Below are 13148 nucleotides of genomic sequence, written 5' to 3' on the forward strand. Positions count from 1 at the left end.
CCTATTTATCTAGTAAGCAGCCAAATAAAATTGACTGTGCTGGGAATAAAAAATGGAGCCCTTTGACTCTGCTTTTTTGTCCGGGTATGGTAAAATACAAAGGATAATAGAAAGGGAGTTGTTAAATATGGCAAAAACAGGATACATAGAACTAACAGATGGAAATAAGATTAACTTTGAACTATATCCAGAAGAAGCTCCAGGAACAGTTGCCAACTTTGAAAAATTAGCTAATGAGGGTTTTTATGATGGATTGAATTTTCATAGGGTTATTCCTGGTTTCGTAAGTCAAGGCGGCTGCCCAAATGGAAACGGTACTGGTGGTCCGGGATATACAATTAAATGTGAGACAGAAGGAAATCCGCATAAACACGAAGCTGGTTCTTTATCGATGGCACATGCAGGCAGAGATACTGGAGGAAGCCAATTCTTTATCGTTCATGAACCACAGCCTCATCTCAATGGGGTGCACACCGTTTTTGGAAAAGTAACAGATGGCTTAGAGCATGCTCTAAACATGAGACAGGGTGCTGGAATTAACTCAATCAAAGTTTCTCAATAACAAGCAGAGGGAGCAGAAATGCTCCCTTTTTTATTTAGTGAATGGTATTTAGAATTGCGTGCTAATATTGTAGGTTTGCTACTAGATGAAGAAACATTCTTGTGCTGATCTTATCTTTTAAATTTTCTTTCTGTCTCTATCTTTAAAATAAATAAGCAAAAGCAATAACGCAGAGGTTCGCATCTTGGGAAATTTTTTATTGATACAGGTTGGAAGCCAATTTATAATTCATTAATATAATCGGATTTTTACGAACAGGTATTTTCGAAAAAAAGGAAGGGTTCGGAAAAAATGGAAAGATGTAAAAAAGCCTCCTCATATAATAAGAGAAGGAGAATGTTGTTTCATGGTAATGGTGAAGTCTGTAAAAATTGATGGTGCTGATATCCACGTTTTTAATAGTGCAATCTATATTTATGAATCAAGCACTGGGGTCACCTTAGAATTGGACCTAATCGTAAGTGAGATCGTTAAGGCAAAATATGGAGAAGAAGAAAACTTGTTTTTGGAAATTGAATTAGAAGACGGAAGAATTATTGACAATATCATGCATGTTAAACGTTTTTCAGGCGGATTGCCACAACTGAATTTATATTGTCCGCTGGATGACATCGCAGATTTTCACAATTTACCCAAGTTTAATGAGAATGAACATTTCGCTCTAAATTTAGAGGAAGGAATTACGATAGGGGATATAAGAAAAGTTGAGATGCCAAATCAAAAAATCAATTTAAAATTAAATTTGCCTATAGACCAATGTGAGTGGCTCAATGAACAATCAAAAAAAGATTTGAATAAAATCTTCCAGGAAATAATATATAAATACTGGGACAGTAAGAATGAGGTTTAGTTCAAAAATCGCGGAAGGCATGATAAAACACCTCAGGCTCTGCCTCCATTTTTCAAGTTGATGTTATTACAACCTTCCGCAGCCACTGTTATTGTTATTTTTGTTGTACCGTTCATTTTGTTCTTCAGAATAGGAACGGTTGTGACCAGATGAATTATCAGATTCTTCTTTTTTTCTCCCAATTCTTTGCATTTCCAAGGGGGAATTGCTCTTATTTGGCATACTGTATCCCTCCTTTTTTTCAGTATGTGTACAGTGGCTTTAAAATAAACATGAATAGACTATAATTAGTGCTGCAAAGTGAAGTGCCCCAAAGCAGCTTGGGCATGAGTAGGGCATTGAACCGGACTCATGCCTTTTATTTTTGCCTTAATATCGGTTTGTTGTCCAATATTAAAGCTTCTATGTACACTGATCTCTCCTGCAGGTTTAACGGCGTTTATCAAAGCTCTTTAATGAAAATTTAGCCAAAAGAAAGCACCCTGAACCTTTAGACTGTGTCTAAAGGTTCAGGGTGCATTTCACAGCAGTTCTTTTTTCTATATATAAGGATGACCCGTACGGGATTCGAACCCGTGTTACCGCCGTGAAAGGGCGGTGTCTTAACCGCTTGACCAACGGGCCCATGGCTCCGCAGGTAGGACTCGAACCTACGACCGTTCGGTTAACAGCCGAATGCTCTACCACTGAGCTACTGCGGAACAAAAGAATTTACCATCTATGGTGGGCCTAAATGGACTCGAACCATCGACCTCACGCTTATCAGGCGTGCGCTCTAACCAGCTGAGCTATAGGCCCATTTGGAGCGGGTGATGAGAATCGAACTCACGACATCAGCTTGGAAGGCTGAGGTTTTACCATTAAACTACACCCGCGTGGGGCGGCTGATGGGAATCGAACCCACGAATGTCGGAACCACAATCCGATGCGTTAACCACTTCGCCACAGCCGCCAATATTCTTAATTGGCTGGTGGAGGGGGACGGATTCGAACCGCCGAACCCTGAAGGAGCGGATTTACAGTCCGCCGCGTTTAGCCACTTCGCTACCCCTCCATAAAATAAAAAAATAATGGCGGTCCCGACGGGAATCGAACCCGCGATCTCCTGCGTGACAGGCAGGCATGTTAACCGCTACACCACGGGACCAAATTGCGGGGACAGGATTTGAACCTGCGACCTTCGGGTTATGAGCCCGACGAGCTACCAGACTGCTCCACCCCGCGATAATATGAATGATGTAATTTTAATATATGCACTAAGTGCACTCTAGACTGTCCGGATTTCAGTAAGCTATACCAAGCAGCGGGCTCAATACGTACAACTCGCAGTTAATCAATGAAGGAAGCTCGTTGCTCCACCCCGCGATAGTAGAAATGATACAATTTTTATTATGCACTAAGTGCACTTTAGACTGTCCGGATTTCAGTAAGCGAAACCAAGCAGCGGCTCAATCCGTACAACTCGCAGTTATTCAATGAAGGAACGCTCGTTGCTCCACCCCGCGATAGTAGAAATGATACAAATTTTAATTTGTAAATGGAGGAGGTAGAGGGATTCGAACCCCCGCGGGCTTTTACACCCCTGTCGGTTTTCAAGACCGATCCCTTCAGCCGGACTTGGGTATACCTCCAAATGAATGGTGGACCTTGTAGGACTCGAACCTACGACCGGACGGTTATGAGCCGTCTGCTCTAACCAGCTGAGCTAAAGGTCCACGTTCAAGTTAAAAAATAATAGAACTGTCTGTCCCCATCTCAAAATACAGAATCTAGCAGCAACTCAATGGGTACTACTTGAATCAAGTTCGTTGGAGCTTTGCTCGTTGCTCTAACCAGCTGAGCTAAAGATCCACAAAATTTTTAGAAGATGGTAGCGGCAGAGGGGATCGAACCCCCGACCTCACGGGTATGAACCGTACGCTCTAGCCAGCTGAGCTACGCCGCCATCATATTATATTTTTACAAAAATGGTGGAGCCTAGCGGGATCGAACCGCTGACCTCCTGCGTGCAAGGCAGGCGCTCTCCCAGCTGAGCTAAGGCCCCAAATCGCCATAACAGATGAACTAACCAAAAAACAGTTTAATTAGAATTAATGGTCGGGAAGACAGGATTCGAACCTGCGACCCCTTGGTCCCAAACCAAGTGCTCTACCAAGCTGAGCTACTTCCCGTAATAATGGCGCGCCCGAAAGGAGTCGAACCCATAACCTTCTGATCCGTAGTCAGACGCTCTATCCAATTGAGCTACGGGCGCTTATGAAGTAAATGGTGCCGAGGACCGTAATCGAATCGGTACGGTAGTCACCTGCTGCAGAATTGTAAGTCCTGTGTGTCTGCCAGTTCCGCCACAGCCGCATAAAATGGTGAGCCATGAAGGACTCGAACATTAGACCCCTCTGATTAAAAGTCAGATGCTCTACCGACTGAGTTAAAAATGGTGCCGGCAAGAGGACTTGAACCCTCAACCCACTGATTACTAGTGAGTAGCTCTACCAATAGAGCTACACCGTGAAAAATATGGTGGAGGATGACGGGATCGAACCGCCGACCCCCTGCTTGTAAGGCAGGTGCTCTCCCAGCTGAGCTAATCCTCCATAGAAGGTGTTTTTCGTACAAAAATTATAATAACATAACGAATCACGGTTGTCAACTTCCACGAAGTTTTTCTTTTTTCTTCTTTTTTGAATTCATATTTGTTTGATGCACTGCGCAACAATAACGTTAATTATATTACTCGGTATTTATGGGTTCGTCAATAGCTGTTTCTTACATGTTATTTAGCTAAACATTTCTTAAAACATAAGCGGTAGTTAAGTGTCGTAAATTCGGAAGAGGGATATAGTAAAATAAGCCCAGACGGTATTCTGGACTTGTTTTACATATGGTAATGAATTATTTCATTTGCTCGATGGCTTGTCTTACATTTGTATACATATTATAAGTTGAAAAATCTATGCCTCCGCCGACTACCTTTGCGGCTAATTCGGCCCGAATACCGGTAAACATAACCGAAATGCCCAACAATCGGAGTACATCATGAATTCTGAAAATATGATTGGCTACATCAGCATTTATTGTAACAATACCAGAAAAATCTATTATAAGGCTTTCTAGGTCATAACCAGGAAGCTTTGGCACTACATTGTTAAGTAGATGCTCTGCTCTATCAGAGTCTATTGAACCTATCAAAGGCAGCACGGCAAGTCCTTTTTGAATAGGAACAACAGGAGAAGCCAGTTTATTTATTTCACTTTGTGCTTCTTTTATAATTTTGTCGGTGCTTCTCTCAAATGCATAAACCGTTTCGTTGATGCTTATGTCCAGCATCTGATTGATCCGTTTCGTAAAAGCTGCATATTCATTTACTGTTAAATGGTGGTCAAGACAAATTTTTAAAAAATAATCTGCAAACACGATACGTGTGTCAGGGTATCTTATAAATATATCGGAAATCCTGGCGTTCTGGGAAGCAGCGCGTTCTCCATTCATTCTGCTCCATTCCACCAGCTCGTCTGGCACACTTCCTTCATCACATTCAATGGATTGAGATAGGAAATCTAGAAATTCTTCATACATATTCTTTGCACTGGCAATTTCCTCTTCGGAAATATTAATGCCTAATTTTTCAACAATATCGTTGACAAGATGATCTGCCAGGTCTTTTTTATTCTCGATTATATAATCGATCACTTTCGCCAAAGATGACATGTTGTCCACATCCTCATTACAAAATAAAAAATGTTAAATGTTAAATCGCTTAAAAATAATTATAAAATTGCAAGTTTATCCTTTTTATAATAACTAAAAAAGTAAATATTAATCAAATTAAATAATAGAGGAGGAGCCGACAAATTCGAAGGTGAAAAATAATATGTCCTTATTTTCGCAGTAATGTATCTAAATATAAGAAAACCATACTTATTTCAGATGTACAACGTAAAATATGACTAAAATTTGAAGAAAAGTCACCATCGAAGTAAAATAGAAGAGTAGAATAATGTCTAAAAAGATAATAAATTCGGAGGAATACATGGAAAATGAATTATACTTTCTAGGTCAAAAAATTCTGGATAAAAAGTATGAAATAGCATCAAAAGTACATGAAATCAGATTATCCGAGGCAAGTGAAGAGCAGAGACTTCTAATTTCTAAATTAAGACCGAAAGAAGAAGAAATTATAGAAATACGAGCAAATTTCGTAGCATTATTTGGAGATGTCCTGGTTCATGGAGTGGATAAGCAAAAGGCTTATAAACAAATAGAAGAATGGGGAAAAGAAACAGGTGAATTCTCTCATAGTATAGGCGTGCCTCTGGATGAAGCCTTAAAGGATACTTCTTATTATCGGTCATTGATCAGTGAAGTAATTGAGGAGAATGTAATCCAACATGAAATGTCGGTAAAAACAGTTTTTGCTGCCGCTCGAATCATTGATCCCTTAATCGATCACGCTGTATACTGTTTTAGTTTGACATATGTCCATTTCTACAAAAAGAATTTGGAAGCAGCTAAAACTGCATTCCTCGAATTATCCGTTCCAGTAGTCCCTCTATCAAAGGGAATAGCCGTACTGCCTTTGATTGGAAATGTGGATACTGAAAGAGCCAGGTTGTTGATGGAGGAGACACTTAGAGAGTCAGTTAAACTTAATTTACAAGTTTTAGTTTTGGATTTGTCTGGTGTGGTTATGGTGGACACGATGGTTGCAGATCAAATTTTTAAAGTCATTGGGGCTCTGGAATTGATTGGAGTGAAGACAATACTATCAGGGATTCGTCCTGAAATTGCCCAAACAGTAGTAAGTCTTGGTCTGGATTTTACAAATGTGCCCATTAAGGCGAATCTGGAGCAAGCGTTGTCAGACCTTCAATTACTGAGTAAGTAGCACGTCACAAATAATATAAATAGTTATGTAAAAGAAGAGCCGACAGCTTTGTCGGCTCTATTGTTGTTGCTGGCTTATTATGTATTGAAGTCCCGCATAGGCTGTTCCAAACGTTGGAATTTTAATACTTAGGCTCTGTATAGACATAGCTAACTCAGCTGTAATTCCAACGATAATGCAATTAGTGCCGATAAGCAACAGTGTATTATATAATGACTGGATATGATTACCTACTATGTCGTCATATGTAGCAATACCGCTTACATCCACTAAGGCATATTCAATATGAGCAGAGGCACACTCTGTAACGATAGAAGTTAGAGATTTATTTGCTCGTTCGATATCAAACTCCCCGATAAGAGGAACCGCAATAGTTTTCTTCCAAATGTTTAAAATTGGTACAGATAATGTGCTTATTAGCCGGTCTTTTTTCTTTTCCTCTTCCGCCTTGCTCGTGACATCCATAAGCATAACTACATATCCAACCACTTTTTCATTTGTATCTTTTATAGGGGTAATAACAATATCGGCTAAAAAACGGTCCTTAATATTAATCCGGGCCCGATGGTATCTGGAGAGTTTACCCATTATATTTTCTTGATAGGATGGGTTTTTATGAAATTTGCCCATATTCAATCCGATTAGTTCATGCACTTTTGAATATCCATATAGGGGTGCGATTTTTTGAAAAAGGGAAGCGGCGCTGGAATTCATCCAGGCTACATTATAGCTTTCATCAGCTATGATCACGTTTTCGCCGATACTATCCAAAGCAGCAAGAAGTGAAATGTGTTCTGGCAGTGCTCCTACGTACATTAAATATTCACCTGATTCTGTTAAGTTATTTATAAAGTATAGCATAAGACTAAAAAATATTTTTGTTAACAGAATTACTTGCAGCAAAATTAGTTATTTAGAACGAGATTGTAACAAAAGGGGCTTTGTGCATAATAGCGTTAGAAAAACCATGCAATATTATTCTATTCTTAATATGTCTGCCTAAATGACTTTTGTTCTTAATTGAGAAGGTATGCCAAAAGGAGTGTTTTTTATAAGGACTCTTGTCATAGGAGAAGCGCCATTATACAATGCAATTCGGCTCGTGGAATTTCTGGGCCATGGTTTGCTCAAGTCAAAGAAAATTAATGACAAAATATTATTAATAAAGGAGAAAGACATTAATTGGGTTTTACAAAAAATGAAAAGTTAAGCATCTATAACGGTGTTGCCTCTACTGTTTCGGTTAATATGGTCAATGGATATATTCCTTTGTTTGCAATGACTGTCCTTGGAGCTTCCAATAATCAAATGGGTCTGATTACTTCATTGCCTTCCATCATCGGCATGCTGGCGTTGATTCCAGGTGCCATATGGTTAAATAAATCCAAAAGCAAAAAGAATTTTGCTGTTGCCTCTACCTTTGCCACTAGATTTTTATTCATGTTAATACTATTTATCCCAATGTTCTTTCAAACTGGATATGCTGCCTGGATTCTTGTTTTCTTAATAGCCATTTTAAATTTTCCGGGCGCATTATCCAACCTATCCTGGCAGTCCATGATAGGGGATTTGGTGCCTGAGGAAAGACGCGGGAAATTTTTCAGTTCCAGAAATAAATACAATACCATCGCTGCATTAGCAGTAACTTTTTCTACAGGTGTATTCCTAAGTCTTTTCAACAAAGCAAACCCGTTTCCTTATCAAATTCTTTTTGCTGCAGGTTTCCTTTTTGCCGTAATGGAAGTTGTGTATCTTAGGAGGCATGAAGAACCCGTTATCCACAAATCCTGGACAGAGCCAGCTGAAAAGAAAAACGTCTCCATTGCTGTATTTCAGCATAGACCTTATGTAGCTTTCTTGATTTGTGCTCTAGTATATAATGTTTCAGCCCAAATGGGGTGGTCCATATTCAGTATATATCATATTAAAGAGGCTCATGCTACCGCAATCTGGTTCAGTTTGTTTTCTGTTTCAAATCAATTGGCCCAGATTGTCAGCATCAAGTGGTGGGCAAAATTCGCCGATCGCTGGGGGAATAGCATGCTGTTGTTCGTGGCTGCTGCAGGTATGGCAACTGCTCCAGTTCTAACCATCCTCTCTACAAATTTAGTCTATATAACACTAATAAATATCTGGATCGGCATATTTGTAGCTGGCACAAATTTATTGTTATTCAACCAACTGTTAAGTGCAACTCCTGACGAAACTCGAACAAATTATATTGCGAATTACAACTTCATCCTGGCTATCGTCGGGTTTATTGCTCCTCAAATCGGAGTCGTTCTACTAAATGGGATGGGTATTAATTCAGCGATGGTCATAGTCTCTGTCGCAAGGTTCGCTGCTGCTTTTTCATTTCTTATTGTTGCACTAAAGTTAGACAAAAAACAAAGGACAGTTTTGGAGGCTTTTTAATAAACGAAAAAATAAAGTATTTACCAGCTGGACAGGATATAGAACCTATCCAGCTTTTATTTATAAAAGCCGTAACATATCGTTTACCTATCGAAGATTTTGTCAGATTTTTTAGATAAATATTCATATCAAACTGGGAATATCTTTACTATAATCAATGTAGAAATTCCACCTCAGCATTGCACCCCCCTAATTAATTTTTCAACAAGAGAGATAATTCATAATAATTTCTTTTGCTAGAAAGATTGAAAAAACATTGGGAAAAGAGGGGATGTTATGTACAAAACCGCACAAGGCGAAGAAATCTTCGTAATTGATGCACATATTGCACTATGGGATGGAAGCAAGGCAAATCAATTAAATATTCATGGAGACCAGTTCATCAGCTGTTTCTATGACTACCACAAAAATTTAAGCCCCCGGGAAAACGTATGGCCAAAGGAAAAGTTTTTAAAGTATTCTCCGGAAACTCTGGTCAATGATGTTCTTGTAAAGGGATATGCGGATATGGCCATTTTCCAGCCAGTTTACCTGAAAGAGTTCTATAAAAATGGTTTCGGAGATTTTGACGCCAATGAGGCACTTGCCCAGCAATACCCTAATCGTTTTATATGCAATGGGACATTTGATCCGCGGCATGGAAAAGAGGGACTTGAGAAACTGGAAGAAAATAAAGAGAAGTATAAGTGGCAAGGTGTCAAACTTTATACTGCAGATTGGTATAAAGAATCGAAAGGGTATAAGCTCTCTGATGAATGGTCAAAACGCTATCTGGAAAAATGCCTAGAACTGGGAATAAAAAATATTCATGTACATAAAGGGCCAACCATAACCCCGCTTAATAGAGATGCGTTTGACGTAGCTGATATAGATGATGCTGCAAGCTGTTTTCCAGATTTGAATTTCATAGTGGAGCACGTAGGATTACCTAGACTGGAGGATTTCTGCTGGATTGCAACACAAGAGAAAAATGTATACGGAGGACTCGCTGTAGCTATTCCGTTAATCCATACTCGACCGCGCTATTTTGCAGAAATTATCAGTGAGCTATTGTATTGGTTAGATGAGGATCGGATTCTATTTGGAAGCGATTACGCAATTTGGGAGCCAAAGTGGCTTATCGAAAAATTTGTCAATTTTGAGCTTCCTGAGGATATCCAGCAGGAAACAGGAGCTAACTTGGATATTAATGTAAAGCGCAAGATTTTGGGTGAAAATGCTGCGAGGTTATATAACATTAATATAGAAGAACAAAAAGCAAGATTGCAGGATTCCAAGCTGGCGGTACTAGAAGTTTAATTCAATTACAATAGCAGGCTTGTATATACCGGAAAAGGGAGGCTGCGCGGCTGAATATGAATAAGGAAGAACAGGTTTTTATGATGCTGGATAAAGTGTATGACCCTGAACTTGATCAACCATTGACAGAATTGGGCTTTATAGACCATATAAATATCAAGGATGAAGAAGTGGAAGTGTTCTTTAGATTGCCCACTTATTGGTGCTCACCCAATTTTGCCTACATTATGGCTGAGGATATCAGGACCTTCGTTTCAAAGATTGATTGGGTAAAAAAGGTGAAGGTGAATCTGAAAGACCACTGTGCTTCTGAGGAAATAAACAAGGGAACTTCCGAAGGCAAGCGTTTCAGCGAATCATTCAACGGTCTTTCTGACGGAGACCTTGAAGAATTACGCAGAACGTTCCTGATTAAAGGGTTTTTTGCCAGACAAGAAGAATTAATTAAGCATCTGATTCGAAACGGTTTAAGTGAATCGGAAATCATGAAATTGCCTCTTACAGAATTAAAGGAACTCGAACTTTCTCTGGAGGGAGATTTGCTTCGGGAAAAGTATCTTTACAAAAGAGATTCTTTACATCACTCCACTCCATTAGCATTTACTACTCCGGAAGAAAAACCGCTTACCATTGAGGGTTTCAAAGTGTACCTGCAAGGTGCAAAATTCACCAGGATGAATATGGAATATAATACTCATTATTGCAGAGGCCTGCTAGAGGTCCGTTATGATTTGCCGTCGAATAATACGGCAGTTCCACTAAAGCAATAAGGTTTTCGAAAATGCATCATGCATTTTTGATATACAAATTCTTAAAAAGGAATGGTGATATTCATGAGTAAAAACGTATTGATTGTTACAGGTGATGCAGTCGAAGCTTTGGAAGTATTTTATCCGTATTATCGCTGTATTGAAGAGGAGATTAATTGTACAATTGCCTCTCCTGTTAAAAAGAAGCTTCAAACAGTAGTTCATGATTTTCTTCCTGAAATGGAAACCTTTACTGAAAAATGGGCATATAAAATAGAATCCCATGCATCCGTCGATGAAATCGACCCTGCTGACTTTGATGGGTTAATTATTCCGGGAGGTCGCGCACCTGAATATATACGGATGAATCCAAAAGTTCAGGAAATTGCAGCCCACTTCCTGCAAGAAGAAAAACCGCTTGGAGTAATATGTCATGGCCAGTTGGTCTTGACAACTGTTAGAGAATATATAAAAGGAAGAGAAATGACTGCATACACTGCTTGCAGGCCAGAAGTTGAAGCAGCTGGTGCTACATATGTAGAAGAGATGCTTCATGTTGACGCAAATATCGTATCTGGACATGCATGGCCTGATCTTCCGGGATTTATGAGGGAGTTCTTTAAACTGCTAAATGTAAAGAAAGAGGTTTCTGTGAAGTAGAAGAGAGGGGACTGATCATTTGTATGAGTCCTTTTTTAGTAAAGTATAATAATTGATACGAAAAAACACTAGCCGTTAAAGATTCACATTATTCCTAAATGTAAAATCTATACTCCAGCATTAACTGAAATAATTATTATGGCCTCTGCTAATCGGACTAAACTTCTTTTAAAAAATAAGGGACCGCTTCCCACAAAAATACAGGGCTGCCCAAATTTATTAAGAGTTTCAAGCAAACCTGTTTTATGCGGCCTGCTATTCGGCATATAATAAGGAAACATCCAACACCACAGGAGGAGCAGGAAATGAGTTTGAAAATAAAAGTATATTCCGATTATGTTTGACCTTATTGTTTCATAGCGGAGGCTCCGCTTCAAAAAGCAATTGAAGGAAAAGATGTGGAAGTAGAATGGATGCCATTTGAATTGCGTCCATTTCCAAATCCGACACTAAGGCCCGAGGGCGATTATCTTCAAAATAGCTGGAAAAGTAATGTGTATCCAACCGCAGAACGTTTTGGAGTGAAAATTGTGCTGCCAAGAGTCTCACCACAGCCATACACCCATCTTGCATTTGAAGGATTTCAATTTGCAAAAGAAAATGGCAAAGCAAACGAATACAACATTCGCATACTGCAGGCTTTTTTCCAGGAAGAAAAGGATATAGGGGATATCAGCATCCTTACAGAGCTGGCTGCTGAAGTAGGTTTAGATGGACAAGCTTATAGAAATGCTTTGGAAACTCGTAAATACAGGGAATTCCATCAGAAGGCACTGCAGCATGCATATGAAGAAGCTAACATTACCGCTGTGCCAACTTTTATAATCGGGGACAGTGTACTGCCTGGATTGTATACTCAGGAAACGTTGGAACAAGTGATTGAAGAGGAGATTCTGCAGCAGAAACTTGAAATAACAAAAGGGATGGCGTGTGATATGGATGGATGTGACTAACTTTTGTAAGGATTGTAGTTGATCAACCAAGGGTATAATGCGGCCAATCGTAAAGGAGGTAATATCATGTTAAGAGAAATGAAGGAAATGGAATTCGATAGAATCATTACCGAATCTGCAAAGCCGGTTATTTTAAAGTTTACGGCTGATTGGTGACCGGGATGTAAACAACTGGGTCCAGTTGTAAGCAGTGTGGCTGAACAATTATCAGGGGATCTAGAATTTTATAGTGTAGACGTGGATCAATCACCGAATTTGGCACGTCAGTTTGGCATTATGAGTATTCCGACAATGGTCCTGTTGAGAGATGGCCAGGAAGTTGATCGAATTACAGGTGCGATTCCTGAAGAGGCTGTAAAGGAATTCGTAACTCAGTGAAAGAAGCGAGGGAAAATAGTAATCCATTTCCCTCGCTTCTTTTTTGGCAAAATAATAAGTGTGCTGTATGCCAACACACCGAAACACATGAATACTATAGATTAAACCTCGAGTTAGAGACCTGCTAGGCTCGCTAATACAACCTTACGTTTAGGCTTAGCGATACAACCTGCGGTATAGATTTAACTCGATATATCATTACTTGATCGGTTTAAAAGTAGATTGGGTCTTGTTCTCTTTTCTGACTTAATAGTATCACAAAGAACGCTTGTTCGCAACTCCGAAATACTAGAATAATTTCGACAATTCCTGCATACCGACGAGAGACATGGCATTGGTCTTTAGGTTAAGCGTCAAGTGAATACGGAAAAAGACACACGAGGATAAATGCATCACA

Annotated in this window: 12 protein-coding genes and 15 tRNA genes; 9 read left to right on the plus strand and 18 right to left on the minus strand. The window is 39.4% G+C overall.

Going from position 1 to position 13148, the window contains the following annotated elements:
* Nucleotides 1-127 precede the first annotated feature (127 nt).
* Both V1500_RS10770 and V1500_RS10775 read left to right on the plus strand, forming a co-directional pair.
* Nucleotides 128-562, plus strand: a complete 435-nt coding sequence (locus V1500_RS10770; RefSeq protein WP_409305555.1) for a peptidylprolyl isomerase — start codon at nucleotides 128-130, stop codon at nucleotides 560-562.
* Nucleotides 563-908: 346 nt separating this feature from the next.
* Nucleotides 909-1412 (plus strand): hypothetical protein, encoded by a 504-nt coding sequence (locus V1500_RS10775; protein WP_409305556.1) that lies wholly within the window; start codon nucleotides 909-911, stop codon nucleotides 1410-1412.
* A gap of 66 nt (nucleotides 1413-1478) precedes the next feature.
* Here the strand turns inward: V1500_RS10775 and V1500_RS10780 are convergent, their stop codons facing one another.
* The 17 genes from V1500_RS10780 to V1500_RS10860 form a co-directional block, all read right to left on the minus strand.
* Nucleotides 1479-1634: a hypothetical protein gene (locus V1500_RS10780; protein WP_409305557.1), complete on the minus strand. Its 156-nt coding sequence runs from the start codon at nucleotides 1632-1634 to the stop codon at nucleotides 1479-1481.
* A 330-nt stretch (nucleotides 1635-1964) separates the two neighbouring features.
* Nucleotides 1965-2036 (minus strand) — tRNA-Glu (locus tag V1500_RS10785).
* A 2-nt stretch (nucleotides 2037-2038) separates the two neighbouring features.
* A tRNA-Asn gene (locus V1500_RS10790) sits at nucleotides 2039-2113 on the minus strand.
* A 20-nt stretch (nucleotides 2114-2133) separates the two neighbouring features.
* Nucleotides 2134-2210 (minus strand) — tRNA-Ile (locus tag V1500_RS10795).
* A 3-nt stretch (nucleotides 2211-2213) separates the two neighbouring features.
* A tRNA-Gly gene (locus tag V1500_RS10800) sits at nucleotides 2214-2287 on the minus strand.
* A 1-nt stretch (nucleotide 2288) separates the two neighbouring features.
* Nucleotides 2289-2364 (minus strand) — tRNA-His (locus V1500_RS10805).
* Nucleotides 2365-2381: 17 nt separating this feature from the next.
* Nucleotides 2382-2466: transfer RNA gene (locus V1500_RS10810), tRNA-Tyr, on the minus strand.
* 17 nt (nucleotides 2467-2483) lie between these two features.
* A tRNA-Asp gene (locus V1500_RS10815) sits at nucleotides 2484-2559 on the minus strand.
* Between the two features lie 3 nt (nucleotides 2560-2562).
* Nucleotides 2563-2636, minus strand: a tRNA-Met gene (locus V1500_RS10820).
* Nucleotides 2637-2950: 314 nt separating this feature from the next.
* A tRNA-Ser gene (locus V1500_RS10825) sits at nucleotides 2951-3043 on the minus strand.
* 7 nt (nucleotides 3044-3050) lie between these two features.
* Nucleotides 3051-3127, minus strand: a tRNA-Ile gene (locus tag V1500_RS10830).
* Between the two features lie 153 nt (nucleotides 3128-3280).
* A tRNA-Met gene (locus V1500_RS10835) sits at nucleotides 3281-3357 on the minus strand.
* Between the two features lie 23 nt (nucleotides 3358-3380).
* Nucleotides 3381-3456 (minus strand) — tRNA-Ala (locus tag V1500_RS10840).
* A gap of 50 nt (nucleotides 3457-3506) precedes the next feature.
* Nucleotides 3507-3583 (minus strand) — tRNA-Pro (locus tag V1500_RS10845).
* A 6-nt stretch (nucleotides 3584-3589) separates the two neighbouring features.
* Nucleotides 3590-3666 (minus strand) — tRNA-Arg (locus V1500_RS10850).
* 264 nt (nucleotides 3667-3930) lie between these two features.
* A tRNA-Val gene (locus V1500_RS10855) sits at nucleotides 3931-4006 on the minus strand.
* A gap of 298 nt (nucleotides 4007-4304) precedes the next feature.
* The gene (locus V1500_RS10860) at nucleotides 4305-5120 is read right to left on the minus strand and encodes an STAS domain-containing protein (protein WP_409305558.1); all 816 of its coding nucleotides are present in this window, start codon (nucleotides 5118-5120) and stop codon (nucleotides 4305-4307) included.
* A 322-nt stretch (nucleotides 5121-5442) separates the two neighbouring features.
* Between V1500_RS10860 and V1500_RS10865 the strand changes: the two genes are divergently transcribed.
* Nucleotides 5443-6297 carry an STAS domain-containing protein gene (locus V1500_RS10865; RefSeq protein ID WP_409305559.1) on the plus strand — a complete coding sequence of 285 codons (855 nt, stop codon included), beginning with the start codon at nucleotides 5443-5445 and terminating at the stop codon, nucleotides 6295-6297.
* 57 nt (nucleotides 6298-6354) lie between these two features.
* Here V1500_RS10865 and V1500_RS10870 read toward each other — a convergent pair whose 3' ends face one another.
* The gene (locus tag V1500_RS10870) at nucleotides 6355-7113 is read right to left on the minus strand and encodes an RsbR, positive regulator of sigma-B (protein WP_409305560.1); all 759 of its coding nucleotides are present in this window, start codon (nucleotides 7111-7113) and stop codon (nucleotides 6355-6357) included.
* 366 nt (nucleotides 7114-7479) lie between these two features.
* Between V1500_RS10870 and V1500_RS10875 the strand changes: the two genes are divergently transcribed.
* From V1500_RS10875 to V1500_RS10900, 6 genes are all read left to right on the plus strand, one after another.
* Nucleotides 7480-8712 (plus strand): MFS transporter, encoded by a 1233-nt coding sequence (locus V1500_RS10875; protein WP_409305561.1) that lies wholly within the window; start codon nucleotides 7480-7482, stop codon nucleotides 8710-8712.
* Between the two features lie 276 nt (nucleotides 8713-8988).
* Nucleotides 8989-10011, plus strand: a complete 1023-nt coding sequence (locus V1500_RS10880; protein ID WP_409305562.1) for an amidohydrolase family protein — start codon at nucleotides 8989-8991, stop codon at nucleotides 10009-10011.
* A gap of 56 nt (nucleotides 10012-10067) precedes the next feature.
* Entirely contained in the window at nucleotides 10068-10781 is a 714-nt protein-coding gene (locus tag V1500_RS10885) for an iron-sulfur cluster assembly protein (RefSeq protein ID WP_409305563.1), read from the plus strand.
* Between the two features lie 63 nt (nucleotides 10782-10844).
* The gene (locus V1500_RS10890; RefSeq protein ID WP_409305564.1) at nucleotides 10845-11420 is read left to right on the plus strand and encodes a DJ-1/PfpI family protein; all 576 of its coding nucleotides are present in this window, start codon (nucleotides 10845-10847) and stop codon (nucleotides 11418-11420) included.
* Between the two features lie 305 nt (nucleotides 11421-11725).
* On the plus strand, nucleotides 11726-12373 hold the full coding sequence (locus V1500_RS10895) for a DsbA family protein (protein WP_409305565.1): 648 nt from the start codon (nucleotides 11726-11728) through the stop codon (nucleotides 12371-12373).
* A 192-nt stretch (nucleotides 12374-12565) separates the two neighbouring features.
* Nucleotides 12566-12751, plus strand: a complete 186-nt coding sequence (locus V1500_RS10900) for a thioredoxin family protein (protein ID WP_409305566.1) — start codon at nucleotides 12566-12568, stop codon at nucleotides 12749-12751.
* Nucleotides 12752-13148 lie beyond the last annotated feature (397 nt).

The organism is Peribacillus sedimenti, assembly GCF_046237635.1.
Lineage (GTDB): Bacteria > Bacillota > Bacilli > Bacillales > DSM-1321 > Peribacillus > Peribacillus sedimenti.

Bases quoted from the DNA above. Each gene is read 5' to 3' on its own strand.
- V1500_RS10870 (WP_409305560.1), bottom strand. From the start codon at position 7,113: ATGTACGTAGGAGCACTGCCAGAACACATTTCACTTCTTGCTGCTTTG.
- V1500_RS10860 (WP_409305558.1), bottom strand. From the start codon at position 5,120: ATGTCATCTTTGGCGAAAGTGATCGATTATATAATCGAGAATAAAAAA.
- V1500_RS10865 (WP_409305559.1), top strand. From the start codon at position 5,443: ATGGAAAATGAATTATACTTTCTAGGTCAAAAAATTCTGGATAAAAAG.
- V1500_RS10770 (WP_409305555.1), top strand. From the start codon at position 128: ATGGCAAAAACAGGATACATAGAACTAACAGATGGAAATAAGATTAAC.
- V1500_RS10780 (WP_409305557.1), bottom strand. From the start codon at position 1,634: ATGCCAAATAAGAGCAATTCCCCCTTGGAAATGCAAAGAATTGGGAGA.
- V1500_RS10880 (WP_409305562.1), top strand. From the start codon at position 8,989: ATGTACAAAACCGCACAAGGCGAAGAAATCTTCGTAATTGATGCACAT.
- V1500_RS10890 (WP_409305564.1), top strand. From the start codon at position 10,845: ATGAGTAAAAACGTATTGATTGTTACAGGTGATGCAGTCGAAGCTTTG.
- V1500_RS10885 (WP_409305563.1), top strand. From the start codon at position 10,068: ATGAATAAGGAAGAACAGGTTTTTATGATGCTGGATAAAGTGTATGAC.
- V1500_RS10775 (WP_409305556.1), top strand. From the start codon at position 909: ATGGTAATGGTGAAGTCTGTAAAAATTGATGGTGCTGATATCCACGTT.